The sequence below is a fragment of the Lactobacillus sp. B4005 genome (assembly GCF_026536045.1).
GTDB classification, from domain to species: Bacteria; Bacillota; Bacilli; order Lactobacillales; family Lactobacillaceae; genus Lactobacillus; species Lactobacillus panisapium.
In genome coordinates, this window is sequence record NZ_JAFNOZ010000001.1 from 41,548 (window position 1) to 59,269 (window position 17,722).

General features: G+C 37.4%; 18 protein-coding genes. 14 read left to right on the forward strand and 4 right to left on the reverse strand.

Annotated features, from left to right (window positions below; genetic code table 11):
- The first annotated feature begins 10 nt into the window (after window positions 1-10).
- From J3U73_RS00320 to J3U73_RS00330, 3 genes are all read left to right on the forward strand, one after another.
- Window positions 11-247, forward strand: a complete 237-nt coding sequence (locus J3U73_RS00320; protein WP_267409271.1) for a hypothetical protein — start codon at window positions 11-13, stop codon at window positions 245-247.
- 146 nt (window positions 248-393) lie between these two features.
- Window positions 394-729, forward strand: coding sequence for a PTS sugar transporter subunit IIB (locus tag J3U73_RS00325; protein WP_103751969.1), 336 nt, complete (start codon window positions 394-396; stop codon window positions 727-729).
- Window positions 730-743: 14 nt separating this feature from the next.
- Window positions 744-1,103 carry a PTS lactose/cellobiose transporter subunit IIA gene (locus J3U73_RS00330; protein ID WP_103751970.1) on the forward strand — a complete coding sequence of 120 codons (360 nt, stop codon included), beginning with the start codon at window positions 744-746 and terminating at the stop codon, window positions 1,101-1,103.
- A gap of 86 nt (window positions 1,104-1,189) precedes the next feature.
- Here J3U73_RS00330 and J3U73_RS00335 read toward each other — a convergent pair whose 3' ends face one another.
- Window positions 1,190-2,635: a 6-phospho-beta-glucosidase gene (locus J3U73_RS00335; protein WP_267409272.1), complete on the reverse strand. Its 1,446-nt coding sequence runs from the start codon at window positions 2,633-2,635 to the stop codon at window positions 1,190-1,192.
- Between the two features lie 339 nt (window positions 2,636-2,974).
- Between J3U73_RS00335 and J3U73_RS00340 the strand changes: the two genes are divergently transcribed.
- From J3U73_RS00340 to J3U73_RS00370, 7 genes are all read left to right on the forward strand, one after another.
- Window positions 2,975-3,289, forward strand: a complete 315-nt coding sequence (locus J3U73_RS00340; RefSeq protein WP_267409273.1) for a PTS cellobiose transporter subunit IIA — start codon at window positions 2,975-2,977, stop codon at window positions 3,287-3,289.
- A 93-nt stretch (window positions 3,290-3,382) separates the two neighbouring features.
- Window positions 3,383-4,738, forward strand: a complete 1,356-nt coding sequence (celB, locus tag J3U73_RS00345) for a PTS cellobiose transporter subunit IIC (protein ID WP_267409274.1) — start codon at window positions 3,383-3,385, stop codon at window positions 4,736-4,738.
- Window positions 4,739-4,891: 153 nt separating this feature from the next.
- Complete coding sequence (locus tag J3U73_RS00350) at window positions 4,892-5,479, forward strand: hypothetical protein (RefSeq protein WP_267409275.1); 588 nt, start codon at window positions 4,892-4,894, stop codon at window positions 5,477-5,479.
- 102 nt (window positions 5,480-5,581) lie between these two features.
- Complete coding sequence (locus J3U73_RS00355; RefSeq protein ID WP_267409276.1) at window positions 5,582-6,052, forward strand: Dps family protein; 471 nt, start codon at window positions 5,582-5,584, stop codon at window positions 6,050-6,052.
- 126 nt (window positions 6,053-6,178) lie between these two features.
- On the forward strand, window positions 6,179-6,871 hold the full coding sequence (rpiA, locus tag J3U73_RS00360) for a ribose-5-phosphate isomerase RpiA (protein ID WP_267394334.1): 693 nt from the start codon (window positions 6,179-6,181) through the stop codon (window positions 6,869-6,871).
- Window positions 6,872-7,016: 145 nt separating this feature from the next.
- Window positions 7,017-7,937, forward strand: coding sequence for a nucleoside hydrolase (locus J3U73_RS00365; protein ID WP_267409277.1), 921 nt, complete (start codon window positions 7,017-7,019; stop codon window positions 7,935-7,937).
- A gap of 12 nt (window positions 7,938-7,949) precedes the next feature.
- Entirely contained in the window at window positions 7,950-8,675 is a 726-nt protein-coding gene (locus tag J3U73_RS00370) for a GntR family transcriptional regulator (protein WP_220220837.1), read from the forward strand.
- A gap of 194 nt (window positions 8,676-8,869) precedes the next feature.
- On the opposite strand, the gene J3U73_RS00375 is transcribed toward J3U73_RS00370, so the two are convergent.
- Together J3U73_RS00375 and J3U73_RS00380 are read right to left on the reverse strand one after the other, a co-directional pair.
- A complete protein-coding gene (locus J3U73_RS00375) occupies window positions 8,870-9,241 on the reverse strand; it encodes a bacteriocin immunity protein (protein ID WP_267409278.1) in 372 nt (123 codons plus the stop codon).
- Window positions 9,242-9,245: 4 nt separating this feature from the next.
- Entirely contained in the window at window positions 9,246-10,010 is a 765-nt protein-coding gene (locus J3U73_RS00380) for a DeoR/GlpR family DNA-binding transcription regulator (protein ID WP_267409279.1), read from the reverse strand.
- Window positions 10,011-10,298: 288 nt separating this feature from the next.
- Between J3U73_RS00380 and J3U73_RS00385 the strand changes: the two genes are divergently transcribed.
- From J3U73_RS00385 to J3U73_RS00395, 3 genes are all read left to right on the forward strand, one after another.
- Complete coding sequence (locus J3U73_RS00385) at window positions 10,299-12,698, forward strand: phosphoketolase family protein (RefSeq protein WP_267409280.1); 2,400 nt, start codon at window positions 10,299-10,301, stop codon at window positions 12,696-12,698.
- A 329-nt stretch (window positions 12,699-13,027) separates the two neighbouring features.
- Window positions 13,028-13,240, forward strand: a complete 213-nt coding sequence (locus J3U73_RS00390; protein WP_267409281.1) for a nucleoside transporter C-terminal domain-containing protein — start codon at window positions 13,028-13,030, stop codon at window positions 13,238-13,240.
- A gap of 179 nt (window positions 13,241-13,419) precedes the next feature.
- Window positions 13,420-16,089 (forward strand): calcium-translocating P-type ATPase, PMCA-type, encoded by a 2,670-nt coding sequence (locus tag J3U73_RS00395; RefSeq protein ID WP_267409282.1) that lies wholly within the window; start codon window positions 13,420-13,422, stop codon window positions 16,087-16,089.
- A gap of 122 nt (window positions 16,090-16,211) precedes the next feature.
- Here the strand turns inward: J3U73_RS00395 and J3U73_RS00400 are convergent, their stop codons facing one another.
- Window positions 16,212-16,661, reverse strand: coding sequence for a GAF domain-containing protein (locus tag J3U73_RS00400; RefSeq protein ID WP_267394348.1), 450 nt, complete (start codon window positions 16,659-16,661; stop codon window positions 16,212-16,214).
- 318 nt (window positions 16,662-16,979) lie between these two features.
- Between J3U73_RS00400 and J3U73_RS00405 the strand changes: the two genes are divergently transcribed.
- The gene (locus J3U73_RS00405; protein WP_103751987.1) at window positions 16,980-17,717 is read left to right on the forward strand and encodes an amino acid ABC transporter ATP-binding protein; all 738 of its coding nucleotides are present in this window, start codon (window positions 16,980-16,982) and stop codon (window positions 17,715-17,717) included.
- Window positions 17,718-17,722: the final 5 nt, after the last annotated feature.

Consider the following 17,722-nt stretch of genomic DNA (forward strand, 5'->3'; position numbering starts at 1 on the left):
AGGTATAAAGATGTTACTGACTGAAAATTTATTCACGCTACTTAAAGGAAATTACCTTGTGATGATAGCAGGAATTATTCTTTTGGTTTTAGGTGTCGTTGAACTATTGTTAAGTATTAAAAATATGAGAAATCTTAAGAAAACGAAGGGGCAAGTTGGGTTTGCACCAATTTCGATGGTAGCTGCTTTATTCATCGGCGTTTCCTTAGTTATTGTTGGACTTATGTTTTTAGTTGCCAGTTTATAAGTTTAATCCGGCCAACTTGAAGCATAATTTATTTTAAAAAAGTCGAAATTATTTTAAATAATCTTTACTTTTAAATCGAAAGCGCTAACTTAAAAGTGCTATAATAGAATAAATCTTATGGATACATTTAGGAGGAACATACTATTATGGCAGAACAAACAATTATGTTAAATTGTAGCGCTGGAATGAGTACTTCATTGTTAGTAACGAAAATGCAGCAAGCAGCGAAGGACCAGGGCATTGATGCTAATATCTTTGCTTGTCCAGCTTCTGAGGCACAACAACATATTGAACAGGATCATCCAGATTGCGTTTTGCTTGGACCACAAGTTCGTTATATGGAAAGTGACTTTAAGAATAAGGTCAAGGGCCAAGGTAAAGACGGCAAGGATATTCCACTTGCTGTAATCGATATGCGTGCATATGGCATGATGGACGGTGTTCAGGTTTTGAAACAAGCTGAAGACTTAATTAACGGTTAGCATAGGGGATAATAATGGCAGAAAACAAAACTACTGAACAAGAAGAACAAGCAACTTTAGAATCAGCTATGGGCTTAATTGCCAATGGAGGTAATGCTAAGAGTTTAGCTTTTGAAGCAATTCGGTTAGCTAAAAAGGGTGACATCGACGGTGCCCGGGCTAAGTTGAAAGAATCTGACGATTCATTAACTGAAGCACATAATTCGCAAACCGGAATGCTTACTAAAGAAGCTCAAGGTGAACATACTAAAGTTACTTTGTTAGTAGTTCACTCACAAGATCATTTAATGAATGCAATTACTTTTAGAGATTTAGCAGGCGAGATGGTCGATTTATATGAAAAATTATACGAAACTGGTACTTTAAAGAAATAAGCAGACAGTTACGCGATAATGATCGAAGCAAAAAAACGAAGTTATTAGTAACTTCGTTTTTTTTGTTAGTTTTAATTAGCTCTAATTTAAGCTAAATCTGCACCATTTGAATTGATGACTTTCTTGTACCAGTCAAATGAGTCCTTGCGTGAACGTTTCAATGTTCCTTTACCAGCATCATTTTTATCAACATAGATAAAACCATACCGTTTATCCATTTGGCCTGTTCCAGCGGATACAAGATCAATTGGTCCCCAAGGAAGGTAGCCCATTAAATCTACGCCATCAAGTTCAACTGCTTTTTCCATTTCTGAAATGTGCTTTCTCATGTAGTCGACACGATAATCATCATGAATTGAGCCATCTTTTTCGACCTTATCATAAGCACCCAAACCATTTTCAACAATAAATAGTGGTACATGATAGCGGTCAGTCAAATGATTCAAAGAAATTCGTAAACCTTCAGGATCAATTTCCCAACCCCAATCACTGCGTTCTAGCGTTGGGTTTTTAGCAATAGCCTTGGATAAGTCATTTAATTCATCAGGCTTAACTTTTTCGGCAGAAACAGTAGTTGATTGGTAATAACTAAAACCAACGTAATCAACCGTTCCTTCTTTTAGGACTACACGATCTTCATCAGTAATATCAGGTCTGTAGCCATTACGCTCAATGTATGCCTCAACTTCTTTTGGATATTCACCAAAAACGTGAACATCTGAGAACCAGTCACGTCTTTGCTCAAATTTGTCGGCCAGCAGAACATCATCTGAAGACGGGGTAAGCGGACGAACTGGTGAGTAATTGATCATACAACCGATTTGGAAGTCAGGATTAATTTTATGACCAATTTTTACTGCCAAGGCTGAAGCAACTAGTTCGTAGTGTGCAGCTTGGTACATGGCAGCTTCTTTTTCTTTATCTGTTAACCCGTTGAGAATAATGCCGGAGTTAGTGGCCATTAAGAAGTCTTCAGTGTATGCTGCTTGATTGTCGATTTCGTTAAAAGTCATCCAGTATTTGACACTGTCCTTATAGCGCTTAAAACAAACAGTCGCAAACCGGACAAAGAAGTCAATCAGTTTACGGTTAGTAAACCCTTGATATTTTTTGACTAAATTAAATGGGATTTCAAAGTGCGACAAAGTAATTACTGGTTCGATGCCATAATGATGACAGGTAGCAAATAAATCATCGTAGAATTTCAAACCCGCTTCATTTGGCTGCTCGTCATCGCCGTTAGGAAAAATTCTCGTCCAGGCAATTGAGGTTCTAAATGCCTTAAAACCCATTTCAGCCATTAATTTAATATCTTCTTTGTAGTGATGATAAAAATCAATTGCACTGTGGTTAGGATAGTTTTTCCCTTCAATGACACCGTCAGTAATTTCACGTGGCTTAGTGGCTGAACCGACAGTCATGACATCGGCAACTGATATGCCTTTTCCGTCAACATTCCAAGCTCCTTCTAACTGGTGGGCAGCAACTGCACCACCCCATAAAAAGCCGTCTGGCATTTTTGCTGAGTACATTGTTATCTCCTTTTTATTGTATTATGCTGATAGCACTAACAGATCTATTTTATATCAAATAAGTTTAGTCAAGCAAGTTAATCTCGGCTAGCTTTAATTAAGATATTAGGGATATAATGAAATAATATATGCATAAGTGTTAGGGGAATAAAGAATATTGAATAAATTTCAATCAAAAGCGTTGCCGAAAAGAAAAAAGCAGACAGTATTAAATACTTGTATTTTAGTCGCTATTTAATGCTCCGTTATATCGTAATAATTTTTTTATTTACTAACCTTTTCTGGTTACTAATTTTAACTCAATACCAGAGGTGGCTAGGAATTATTATTTCAGGAATAATGACGATTTTAGCAGCAATTGCTGCCATCGAGCAGCTAACTAAAATGCACAATCGGAAGCGGGATATTCCTGCTACCAGGTATTATTTTTGGCTTCAAATCGGAGTCAACGTCGCTTTAGTCTGCTGTGTATTTTTACCGCTAAAAGACCAGTTATTCCCGTTTTTAACTAATATGAGTTCTGTGTATTTAATTTGTGCAATTTTTTTAATTGGTATTCTTTTATGCTATCTTTGCGAGCGACGAATTCGGAATATTAGGGTAGGCAAGGATAAATATCAAAAACTAATAGCTACTTTCAAAAAAATTAATTAAAAAAAGATTGCTTTTATAATGATAATTCTTACAATAAATATATTACTAATTCAACAATATAAATTAATTATAGAAGGGAGTTTTTTTAATATTATGGCTGATACTACAAAAAAGCTGTTAAAAGATAAGATTGGTGAAATAGCTGGGAAGTTTGCCGCAACACGCTTTGTTAGGGCAATCATGGATGCGGGCTACAGCGTTATTTCATTTTCAATTGTCGGAGCATTTTTCTTAATCCTGACTGTTTTGCCACAGGTTATTAAAATACCTGCTTTTGTTAGTTTTTATGCAAATACAATTGGGCGCTTTTCAGTACTGTTTAGTTCTGTTTATAATGCCACGATGGGAATTATCGCCCTGGTATTTTCAGGCACCTTCGCCTATTCGTACACTAAAATTTATCATGATGAGGAACACATTAACTTAATTCCAATGAACGGATTAATGATGTTCTTAATGGGCTTTTTCATTACCGTAGCTGAATTGGTTTGGAAGAATGGCCAAATGCAATTTGTTCAGGTCTTTACCAAAACTAAAATGGTTGCTAGTGGATATGAGGCCTCGGCTAGTGGTATTTACCGGATTGGTGCTGTCGGTATTTTCATTGGGTTAGTTATTGCCTGGTTGACCGTTCAAATCTATCGCTACACCATTAAGCATAACTGGCAAATAAAGATGCCGGCTTCAGTGCCATCTGGTGTATCTAATTCCTTTAGTGCCTTGATTCCAGCTTTTTGTGTTGCAGTCGTGGTTTCTGCTTTAAACGGGGCATTAGTTATTGCAGGCACGGATATGTTCAACTTACTGTTCATTCCGTTCTCGTTTATCAGTGATATTGCTGACACCTGGTGGGGCTTCTTGATTATTATCTTCCTGATTCACTTTTTATGGTGGTTTGGGATTCATGGAGCAACGATTATCAGTTCTTTCTATATGCCAATTATTCTTGCCAATATGGCAGATAATGCTCAAAGAGGAGGCCATCACTTTTTTGCCGGCGATCCGACTAATGCATTTATTACGGTCGGTGGTTCAGGCGCGATGCTTGGTGTGGCCATTTGGTTAGCCTTTCGGGCTCGCTCGGCACAATTAAAAGAATTGGGGAAAGTGGAAATTATTCCGGCAATCTTTAATATTAACGAACCGTTAATTTTTGGCTTACCAATTGTTTACAACGTAGATTTGTTTATTCCGTTTGTTTGTGCACCGCTTGCTTCGGGGATTGTTGCATATTTAGGCATTGTTTCAAAATTGGTGCCAGTAATCAGATTTCAACAACCTTGGCCGACACCAGTTGGCTTGAGTGGCTTCATTGCCACGACCAGTTGGCAAGGCGGCGTTCTTTCAATCGTCTGTGCAATTGTTGCTTTTCTTGTTTGGTACCCATTTATCAAACACTATGACAACACTTTATTAAAACAAGAACAAGAAACAGCAGCTGCTGAATAAACTTTAACATAGATAAAAATTCTGTCTGAAGAGAAGTTAAACTAGCAAATGATGGTTTAGCCTAAACTCTCAGGCAGTTTTTTATTTTGCTTTTGGTAGCGCTTTACTATTAGCTGAAAGGTGCTAAAATAACTTTAATTTTAGCAAGAAAGTGTGAATGAAATGATTACTTTTGGCAAGAAAATGAATTTTCGCCCTTTAGTGATATCGTTAGCTTATTTTTTATTGGCTAGTTTGATTGCTTGGGATGTTTTAGCAATAGTTAATTCTCAAAATAAAAATTGGGCTTGGGTAATTGGCCTTATTTTCTTCGCTTTGGTAGCCTTTGGTTACTATCCAAATGTTTTACCTATTGAGTTTAATTATTGCGAGATTTCAGCTAAAAAAATTCGCTATTATGATCATGGCAGTTACTGGAATCGCATTAAGATGATCTTTCTTGGCAAGGCAAGTCCACTGAAAGAGATTGCGACTAGTGAAGTTGCTGATGCGAAATTTTTAGGTAAAAAAAGTTTGGTTAAGATGGCACCAACAATCTTTTATCCAATGATTTTGATTTATTTTGTTGGAATTGTTTCAAGTGTAAATAACTTATGTGGTTTTCAATTGAAACTTGCAGACGGGCAAGAAATCACCTTGTCACTATCACGTGATAAGATTTATGAACCAGAGAAAACCATTAACCAGTCAGAAAAGGCTCTTGAGTTAATTAATCAAGGTTATACTTTGAGCAAATCATAAAACTGCTTGTTTTTAATTTGCTAATCAATATTTTAGTAATTAATGCGCTTACTGGATATAATAAAAGTGTAACAATATTATATATTTGGGAGGCATTTTTAGATGAAATATCCTGAGACAAAAGAAATATTAAACCAACTTGTTGCTGACTTAACGCAATTACATATGGTAGTTCACCAACACCACTGGTATATGCGGGGCAATCGGTTTATAAAGCTGCACCCATATTTAGATAAAGTAATGGATGAATTAGCTAATCAGCTAGATGAAGTTTCAGAGCGGCTGATTACACTGGATGGCTCACCAGTTTCTACTCTGAGTGAAATTGCCGAGAAGACCAATATTAAAGATGAAAAAGGTAATTGGGACGAGACAATTGATGAGCGCTATGCCAAGATTATTGCAGGTTACCACTATCTTGATGACTTATATCGCGAAGGCATTAAGGCCAGCGATGAAGAGGGCGATTATGCCACTAATGATTTGCTTACCGGCTTTTTAGCTGAAGTAGAGAAACGGATTTGGATGATGTCTGGTGAAATTAATAAAGCACCAGAAATCGATCCTGAATAAGCTATGAAAATACTAAAAAAGGCAGTTTAATTAAATTGCCTTTTTTTGTGTCTTCTTTTAGGTTGATCTTTGCTATAATGAAATTAAGTTGTAGTGTTAGTAACGGTTGTGAAGAAAGCAAGAGCAATGGATAAGAAAAAGCAGGATGAACTAAAAAATAAAGCAGCAATTAAGGCAGCAGAGTTAGTAGAGCCAGGGATGAAATTAGGTGTTGGCACTGGCTCAACAATTGCCTTTTTTATTGATGCATTAGGAAAACGGAAAAAAGAAGAGGGACTTGACTTAGAAGCTATTGTTACTACTTCAAGCAGAAGTAAAAAACAGCTTGAAAAGTGGGGCTTCACGGTTAATGAATTAGCAGAAGTGGATCAGTTAGACTTGACAATTGATGGGGCTGATCGAGTTGACGTTAATTTTGACGGTATTAAAGGTGGCGGTGGCGCCTTAACAATGGAAAAAAATGTCGCCGCAAATTCGGAAAAAGTGCTGTGGATTGTTGATGAGTCGAAGTTAGTTGATCGTTTAAGCGGCTTTCCGTTACCGGTAGAAATTTTACCGATTTCCTGTGAACAAAATTTTCGGCGTTTTAGAAATGATGGCTTGAACCCGTCTTGGCGAATGGATGGCAATAAACGGTTTGTCACGCATTATGGCAATTATATTGTTGATTTAAACGTTGATCCAATTCCGATTCCGCGTGGATTAGATGATTACCTAGACAAAGTGGTTGGTGTTGTTGAAACTGGCCTATTCCTTGATATGTGCGATGAAGTAATTATTGCTCGTTCAGATGGCGAAATCGAAGATCGCGAAAAATAAAAGAGTAACATGGTAAATTGATTAGTATGAATCCGTCAAACGTAATCTGTTTTGACTGATTCATATTATTTTTTCAAGGTAAAAAGACAATCGTTAAATAGATTTGGTATGATGGTCTTATATCTTTCAAGGAAGAGGAATTTCGATGACTAAAAAACCTTTGATTATCAGTACTGACCCCGGCATTGATGACGTAGTAGCAATTACTATTTCATTATTTGCAAACGATCTTGATGTTAAATTGATTGCTGCAACTTGGGGCAATGTTCCTTTGGCTAAAACATTACTCAATGCTTTAAAATTGGAAACTTTCTTGGGAACAAAAGTGCCAGTTGTTTCTGGAGCTAGTCGTCCGTTATTGCGTGAAGCAATTGATGCTTCTGATGTCCACGGTAAAAGTGGTTTGGCTGGCTATGACTTTCCGGAGCCAGATAAGTCATTACTTAAACCAGGAATTGCTGCAGATGCAATCCATGAAGTTGTAACTAACAGCCCAGAAAAAGTAACTTTAATGCAAATTGGTCCAGCGACTGATTTTGCTCTTTATTTTAGACAGTACCCGGAAGATATGGCTAAGATTGAGCAGTTAGTAATTATGGGCGGTGCGATTGGTCGCGGTAATTGGGGCCCATACAGTGAATACAACGTAGCTGGTGATCCCGAAGCAGCCCAGATTGTTTTTTCTAGCGGTATTAAGATCTTACTTGCTCCACTTGAATTGGGGCATGAAGCTTATGTGACCCAAAATACCCTTCAAGAAGTCAAAAAATTGGGCAAAACTGGTGATATGCTTTATCATATTCTAACTAATTTACATGATAAGACCGCAAATGATGGTCGTGAAATTTACGATGCTTTAGCTGTGGGAATGTTAATTAACCCGGATATGTATACCTTCAAGCCGGCCCAGGTTGTTGTTGACACCAAGAGCCCATATGCCTATGGCGCTTCGCTGATCGATTTTGATAATTTCTTTGACAAGCCAGTTAATGCAGAGGTAGGGGTAGAGATAAATCAGGCTACATTTGCCCATTGGTTTATTGAAGCAATCAAAAAAGCAGAATAATTGAGGAGAAAAATGGCAGATTTCGTTTATCGGACTGTGATGCACGATATAAAACAGAATATTTTAGATAATAAGTATGATGGGATGCGCCTTCCTGATGAGCGAAGTCTTGCAGAACACTACCAAGTGAGCCGCTCTTCAATGAAGCGGGCAATGGAACTTTTATCTCAGCAAGGGATAGTTTTTAAAAAGCGTGGTAGCGGGACATTTATTAACCCTCTTTATCTGAAAAACCAGTCACTATTTCGCTATGAAGGGTCAAATTTAGGTTTAACAGATAGCTTAAAAGTTCCAGGTAAAAAACAAGGAATTAAATTGTTAGACTTCAATGTAGTTAAAGCATCGGAATCGATTAGGCAGGATTTATTTTTAAATGAAGATGATTTTGTTTATGAATTTCGGCGCCTCCGCTACCTTGATGCGCAGCCGTTTTTAATTGAAACGGGCTATGTTCCTATCAAAATTGTGCCGGAATTAAAGCCGGAAAATTTACAGAAATCATTGTTTAACTATTTGGAAGATACTCAAAATAAGGTGGTAACCAAAGCATTTCTCAATATTACGGTTGAACCTTCGAGTAAGGAAGACCAGGAACGAATGACATTAAAGACAACCGAGCCGGTGGGTGTTATAGAAGGTATTTTCTTTCTTGATGACGGCACGCCATTTGAAGTTTCAACAATGCGAATTCATTATCAATACATGAGATTCAATACATTTGTAAATTTGAATAAATAAAAAACGAGTATCAAAATAACATGAAACAAGTCGATTAGTTGGTAATAATTGTTTGTTTTTGAATAAAGAGTGAAATAATATCTAGGTTTTGAAAAGATACTAGAAAAAGGACGCTGAATTATTTGTTCAGCGTCCTTTTTTAGTTTAAAAATAATTTTTCAAAAATTTTGGATACATTTTATCTAAAAAAGAAACTAACTATTTTTAAATTGGCGTAAATCCGTAATGGGCCCAGAATAGACAAAGTTCAAATTGATTTTCTTTGTATTTGTACCCAAAAGCTGCAATAAATTTTGTTGCTCACAAGTTAAATGCAAATGCTCTAAAGCAATCGTTGCTTGAATGTACATCACTAATTTTCCTGTATATGCCAGCGGGTGGTCATGACAGTCGAATTTGCGCATTACCAGGCCAATTGCATCACGTATTTTGCGGTATTTAGCAATATTTAGCTCATTATAGATATTGTTGAAAAAACTATTATAAAACTGTTCTAATTCTTGATAAAGCTCTTTATCTAACTGTTTATTCTGAATAGCAGAATGGTTAGTAAAAAAGATTTGCATGACCTCACTTCCTTAGCACCGGAATAATTTGCGTACTCGGTGAAAAACAACTTTGCATTTCTTGTGACAAAGGTGTGTCTGTGATCAACACGTCAATTTGTTCAAGGGGAATAGACATAAAAGGAGAAGTGTTTTGACTGTTAAACTTGTATTGCTCTGCAACCACAACGACTTGCTTTGCTCTAGAGGCGGCGAGTCTGGTCAACTCAGAATCACTCATTCTATTCGAATATATGCCATCTTTTTTAACATTTGAAGTTCCAATAAAAGCGGTGTTAAAACTCATTCGTTCCAGCGTTTTTAATGAAGTCACAGAATAACTAAAGCGATGTTCTTTATCAATTTTTCCACCTAATAACCGTACAGCAGGCATTCTTGATTGCATCAATTCTAGGGAGTTATCAATTGAATTGGTGACAATCTGGATATCGATACCATTAATGAGTTCGCATAGTTTTTTTAGGGTAGTGGAAGGACCAATAAAGTCGCATTGGTTAGGGTGAACAAAACGGTGGGCCATCTGAGCCATTTTAGTTTTAATGGGTGAATCAATTTGGTTTCTTGTTAAAAAGCTGGGCACGTCATCCTGATTATTTGCCAGCAGACCACCATGAACACGGATAGCTTGTCCTGTTGAGGTTAAGCGCAACACATCACGACGAGCGGTATCAAATGAAACATTAAAATAATTAGCTAAATCTCTAGTAACTAAATGGTGTTTCTGATTCAATAACTGCCTAATTTCATGAATTCGTTCTTCTTGTGTCATTGCCATTTCTCCTAAAAATAATCTAGCATTCTTTTAAATGGTAATTAATGAAATATTCAGTATATAGTTCTTATTCTAAGTATTTATCAGTATTTGAGCAACTAAATACTTAAAAGCTGCTTATTATAAAGCCGATTAAAATTACCTTTTGGTAATTTAGGAATTAAGTAAATGCAAATTTTATAATTGGGACGAACCAATTTTTAGAATGGTTGAACTTTTTGAAAAAATTGGTATAATATTCGTATAAAGTTAATTGAAGTTAATAACAGCTATAGGAGACACAATATGGCAGTAGATTACGATTCAAAAGAATTTTTAAAGAGTGTTGATGCACACTGGCGTGCAGCCAATTATTTATCAGTAGGTCAACTTTTCTTAATGAGCAATCCATTATTAAAGCATGACTTAGAGGCAAAAGAAGTAAAACCTAAACCAATCGGTCACTGGGGTACTATTTCACCGCAAAACTTTATTTATGCGCACTTAAACCGGGTAATTAAAAAGTATAACTTGGATATGTTTTACATTGAAGGTTCAGGTCATGGTGGTCAAGTTATGGTTTCAAACTCATATCTTGATGGTTCATATAGTGAACTTTACCCGGAGATTCAGCAAAATGAAGAAGGAATGACTAAGCTATTTAAACGGTTTAGTTTTCCTGGTGGTTCTGCTTCTCACGCTGCTCCTGAAACGCCAGGATCAATGCATGAAGGTGGAGAATTAGGCTATTCGATTTCTCACGGTACTGGTGCAATTTTAGATAATCCTGATGTCATTGCGGCAGTTGAAGTTGGTGATGGTGAAGCCGAAACTGGCCCACTTGCAGCTAGTTGGTTTAGTGACAAGTTCATTAATCCAATTAAAGATGGTGCTGTTCTACCTATTTTGCAAATTAATGGTTTCAAGATTTCTAATCCAACAATTGTTTCACGAATGAGCGATGAAGAGTTAACCAAGTATTTCGAAGGTATGGGCTGGCACCCGTATATTATTTCCGCCTATAATGGTGGCGAATTTGATGGTTACAAAGATCATATGCAAGTTCACGAAGAAATGGCCAAATTGATGGACACAGTTATTGAGGAAATCAAGGCTATTCAAAAGAATGCACGTGAAAATAATGATACTACTTTGCCTCATTGGCCAATGATTATTTTCCGAGTACCTAAGGGTTGGACTGGTCCTAAATTTGATGTTGATGGCAATCCGGTTGAAAACTCATTCAGAGCACACCAGATTCCAATTCCCGTAGCTCAAGACTCAATGGAACACAAGGATATGTTAATTGATTGGCTGAAGAGCTATCATCCTGAAGACTTATTTGATGAAAATGGTGCACCTACTGATTTAGTCTTGGCTGACAATGTTGACGGCGACAGTCGAATGGCAATGAATCCGATTACTAATGGTGGTAAGGATGCCAAGCGCTTAAGTCTTCCTGACTACCGGAAGTTTGCCCTTAAGTTTGACCAACCTGGTTCAGTTGAAGCAGAAGATATGACGGAATGGGCTAAATACTTAAATGCAATTGCAGAACTTAATCCAGACAACTTCCGCGGCTTTGGTCCTGATGAAACTAAGTCTAACCGGCTATTTAAGTTTATTGATGAACAAAAGCGGCAATGGGAAAGTTCTGTTCATACACCAAATGATGAAAACTTGGCTCCAAGTGGTCGGTTAATTGATTCTCAGTTGTCTGAGCACCAAGATGAAGGTTGGCTTGAAGGCTATGTTTTATCTGGACGTCATGGGTTCTTCGCTACTTACGAATCATTTGGTCGTGTCGTTGACTCAATGCTAACGCAACACATGAAGTGGTTGAGAAAGGCAAAGGAACAATATTGGCGTAAGGATTACCCTTCACTTAACTTTGTTGCTACATCAACTGTATTCCAACAAGATCACAATGGTTACACCCACCAAGATCCAGGTATTTTGACTCATATGTATGAAAAGAATCGGCCAGATTTAGTTCACGAATATCTGCCAGCAGATACTAACTCATTATTAGCCGTTTCTGCCAAAGCATTTAGTGACCGTGAATGTATCAATATTCTGGTAACTTCTAAACAAGTTCGGCCACAATGGTTCTCAGTAGAAGAGGCAGCGCGGTTAGCTGATCATGGCTTATCATATATTGATTGGGCATCAACAGATGGTCACGACAAACCTGATGTTGTTTTTGCTTCAACTGAAACTGAACCAACAATTGAATCCTTGGCCGCAATTGATTTATTGCATAAGAATTTCCCAGATTTGAAGATTCGCTACATTAATGTAGTTGATGTGATGAAGTTGATGAATCCAGCAGACAATCCAAATGCAATTTCAACTGAAAAATTCGATCAATTATTCCCAAGTGATGTGCCAGTAATCTTTGCATGGCACGGTTACAAAGCAATGATGCAATCAATTTGGTTTGGTCGTGGACGTAATAATGTTCATATTCACTGCTATGAAGAAAATGGTGATATTACTACACCATTTGACATGCGTGTTGTTAACGAGCTTGATCGTTTCCACCTAGCAAAAGATGCCATTTTGAGCATTCCTCAGTATGCTGAAAAGAGTTCAGCTTTTGTTGATGAGATGGATCGCTTGCTTAATAAGCATCACCAATACATTCGTGATAATGGTAAAGATATGCCAGAAGTTACTGAATGGCAATGGACTGGGTTAAAGTAAATTGTTAAATTAACTAAAATAAATCGTTAAAAAAGACTAACATCGCGTTAGTCTTTTTTTGGTAAATTGATTTTTATTTTTGTTTTTGTGATTCGAATCCCCAGAAATAAGTTAGGACTGCCGCAGTAATTAAAGCAATTCCTGAACCCAGAATCATAAAGCCAATTGGTTTATACATCATCATAATAATGGAAAAGATATTATCAATAAGGAAGGACTTAACCATCACATGCAATGAAGCATTAATATTAGCTGTAATTGCGATAATTATGAGATAAGAATCAAAAAGTATTTATGACGAAACATGAATTAACCGTTTGATTGGCAGTATGAATCTGGGTCTTAAATTGGCAATTGTGAGTGTCTTTTTAATTTCCTTTGCCAATTTACCTAACTTGGGAACAACTTTGGGAATTATGCATACGATGGTTGATGAAGAACACGGTGAAGCAATTGCTAGCCATGCATTGCGCTTATTCCTCGTTGCAACAGCGGTCAGCATCATTAATGGTGCGCTAGCCGGACTGTTTTATTCATTTTAAATTGCATTGACCTTGTTAAAAATGCCAATTTTATTTATAATAAAATCATCATAAGGGAGTAACAGCAATACCTGCGATAAGCCCAACAACCGAAGAGATACTTCTGGACTTATCTTAATTAGTGAGACTTGTGTGTGGAGAAGCATATAAGTCTCTTTTTTATTATTTAGGAGGTCAAAATGCCCCAGAGTTTTTATAATCAGTCAGTAGAAAGTGTTGAAAAAGAACTGTCAACAACTTGCAAACTGGGTTTGAGCCCAGAACAAGTAAAGCAATTGCAAGAAAAAGACGGTCCAAATAGTTTGGCAAGTAAGAAGAAAACGAGCCTGTTTCAACGATTCATCGCCCAGTTTAAGGACTTTATGATTATCGTTTTGATTGTAGCAGCATTACTATCTGGTTTTGTTGCACAAGAATGGACAGACGCAGCAATTATTATGATTGTTGTGATTTTGAATGCAGTCTTGGGCGTGTTCCAAGAAGCTCGTTCGGAAGAGGCCATTAATGCCTTAAAGAAAATGGCTACACCTAATGCGCATGTGCGGCGTAATGGGCAAGTAGTTGAAATTCCAAGTACACAGCTAGTGCAAGGTGATATTGTCTTGCTTGAAGCTGGTGATGTTGTTCCAGCAGATTTACGCTTAACGGTCACTAAAAGCTTAAAGATTGAAGAGTCGGCTTTAACCGGTGAATCTGTTCCAGTTGATAAAGAAAATGGGCTAATTGCTGAAGATAAGGTGGCTCTTGCTGATCAAGACAACATGGCTTTTGCCAACACCAATGTTACTTATGGTCGTGGAGAAGGAATTGTCACCCAAATTGGGATGAACACCGAAGTCGGTAAGATTGCCACAATGCTTAACAATACCGATGAAACAGATACGCCATTGAAGCGTAACCTTAATCAATTGGGTAAGACACTGACAATCATGATTTTAATCATTTGCGCAGTTGTCTTTGTAGTCGGCTTTTTCACCAAGCAAGGAACCGAACCAACACAAAAATTAGCAATCGATATGTTCTTAGTTGCTGTTTCACTTGCGGTTGCGGCCATTCCTGAAGGCTTGCCCGCAATTGTAACCATTATTTTGGCTCTAGGAACTCAAGTAATGGCTAAACACAATTCAATTGTGCGTAAATTGCCAGCAGTTGAAACACTGGGCGCTACTGATATTATTTGTTCTGATAAAACGGGAACTTTAACTCAAAATAAAATGACAGTTGAACAAGTTTACTATGATAATCAGGATCATAAAGCTGCCCAGCCAATTGCTGCTAATACTCCAGCATTGATGGCAATGGTCTTAGCAAATGATTCCAAATTAGATGATAATGATCGTTTGCTCGGCGATCCAACTGAAACAGCTCTTATTCAATATGCGCTAGATCAAAAGATTCCGGTTCACCAAATGTTAACCGATTATCAACGACTGCAGGAAGTTCCGTTTGATTCAGAGCGGAAATTAATGAGTACGGTTAATCGAGACGGTGCGCGATACTTTGTTGCTGTAAAGGGTGCTCCTGATCAATTGCTCAAACGGGTAACCAAAATTGAGCGGAACGGTCAGATCACTGCAATTTCAGCGCAGCAGAAAGAAGCAATTTTAGAAGCTAACCAGAAAATGGCCAAAAATGCTTTGCGTGTCTTAGGATTAGCCTATAAAAATATTGACCAGTTATATGATAAGCCAACAACGGATAATGTTGAACAGGATCTAGTTTTTGCTGGCTTAGTTGGAATGATTGACCCTGAACGTCCGGAAGCAAAGAAGGCAATCGTTGAAGCTCACGAAGCTGGAATCAGAACGGTAATGATTACCGGTGACTTCCAAGTTACTGCGCAAGCAATTGCTGAGCGTTTAGGAATCTTGAAGCCAGGCCAAGATGAACGAGTTGTAACAGGTGCACAACTTGATGAAATCAGTGATGACTACTTGCAAGAACATGTTCCAGACTACAGTGTTTATGCCCGTGTATCACCTGAGCATAAGGTTCGCATTGTTAAAGCTTGGCAAGCTCGTGGCAAAATCGTAGCTATGACTGGCGATGGTGTTAATGATGCGCCGAGTTTAAAACAGGCTGATATTGGTATTGGCATGGGAATCACTGGAACTGAAGTTTCAAAAGGTGCTAGTGACATGATTTTGGCTGACGATAATTTTGCCACAATCGTCGAAGCCGTTAAGCAAGGTCGTAAAGTTTTCAGCAATATTCAAAAAGCAATTCTATATCTAATGAGCTGTAATGTTGGTGAGGTCTTGACCGTCTTCATGATGACAATGCTTGGTTGGGATATTCTGGCACCGGTACAGCTACTTTGGATTAACTTAGTTACCGATACATTACCAGCGATTGCTCTTGGCCTTGAGCCAGTCGAACAAGGCATAATGAAACGGGCACCGCGTGGACGAAAGTCCAACTTCTTTAGTGGCGGCGTTTCTAGTTCGATTGTTTACCAGGGAATTCTGGAAGGACTGCTAGTTTTGACAACTTACCAGTTAGGGTTAAACTTTGGTCCGCATTTGGATAATGCCAATTTGCAGCATGCAGATGCGCTAACAATGGCGTTTTTGACCCTGGGATTAATTCAACTGTTCCATGCCTTTAATTCGAAATATATTCACCAGTCAATCTTTTCTAGACATACTTTTAGTAATAAGTGGTTTAACTGGGCAATCGTTATTTCGGCGGTGGTAATGGCTGCTGTTGAATTGCCATTTATGACGAAATTCTTTGATGTTACGGAATTAAATGGTTTACAATGGCTCATTGTTCTTGCAGCTGGTATTTGCATGATTATCATTGTTGAAATTGTTAAATTCTGCCAGCGCCAAGCAGGGCAAAAGTAATTTTCAACGTTTAAAATAAAAAAGCTGATCAATCTGTTTTGATTTGTGTTTCCGCAATTTTATTGAAAAAATGGCGGTCACTTCTAGTAGATGATCAGCTTTTTTATTGCTTTTAATAGTTATTAATTGATGATACAAGCGCCAATTTGGGCTAAATAAGTGGCATCGGTTTGGTCGAAACGATTGAACTTTTTACTATCAAGGTCTAAAACCGCAATTAGCTTCTGGTCCTGCATAATCGGCAATACAATTTCTGAATTGGTGGCTGAATCACAGGCAATATGTCCTGAAAATTGATGCACATCAGGAACTATTTGAATTTTATGGCTAGCAGCCGCTGTTCCGCAAACGCCTTTACCCAGCGCAATATGCATACAGGCAATTGGCCCCTGAAATGGTCCTAACAACAATTCGTCGTTTTGGTAACGGTAAAAACCGGCATAACTGACATCAGGTAAATTATTGTAGAGCAGGGCACTAAGATTACTCATATTGGCAATTACGTCGTGTTCGTCTTTAAGCAGACTCTGAGCCTGCTTAAGTAGCATCTGATAATTATTTGCTTTATCCATCTTTTTTCTCCTTTCATGATAGTTTAAACTAACGCTTTTAGTTTTGAAAGTGCTAACAGAGTTTTTACATTTTTACCGGAAGTGTATAATATTGAGCAAGTCGTATTTGATTGGCAAAAAGAATTAAGCATAAAAGCAAGCAATTATTGTCGATATAAACTTTATCTTCTCTTTAAGTTTAGTAAGATTTATATTACAATTTTGTATAAATTTTCATTAAAAATAGTGCTTAACTTTTAAAAATCTTAACGGCTATAGTAAAATAGAATCAATGACTTATATATTTTTATTGCAATGACTATGAAAGGGGCGATGACAATGTCGATGATAGAGTTCCATGACGTGCAAAAATATTATGGCCATTTTCATGCACTGCACGACATTAATTTAGAGATTGATGAAGGGGAAACGGTGGTTCTAATTGGGCCTTCTGGCTCAGGTAAGAGTACTTTAGTTCGAACCGTAAACGGCCTAGAATCAATTCAAGAAGGTAAATTGATCGTAAACGGACACGATTTATCTGATCCCAAGACTAACTTAAATATTTTACGTAGAGATGTTGGCATGGTTTTCCAGCATTTTAACTTATACAAAAATAAAGATGTTCTTGAAAATATTATGTTAGCTCCACGGATTGTCAGTCACATTCCAGAAGAAGAGAACAAAAAACAAGCAATGGAATTGCTTGAAATGGTCGGTCTGGAAAAGTGGGCACACAATATGCCATCACAAATTTCTGGTGGACAAAAGCAACGTGTTGCAATTGCGCGAACACTTGCAATGAAGCCTAAACTTATTTTATATGATGAACCAACAAGTGCACTTGATCCTGAAATGATCGATGATGTTCTACAAGTTATTAAAAAAGTAACTAATGAGAGCGGAATGACTTCCCTGATTGTTACTCATGAGATGGGTTTTGCTAAAGAAGTTGCTAACCGGGTTATCTTTATGGATAAAGGTCAAATTGTTGAAGACGATGATACTACAAGCTTTTTCAAACAACCTAAGACGGTTCGGGCACAACAATTTTTGAGTAAAATTATCTCTCACTAAGGAGG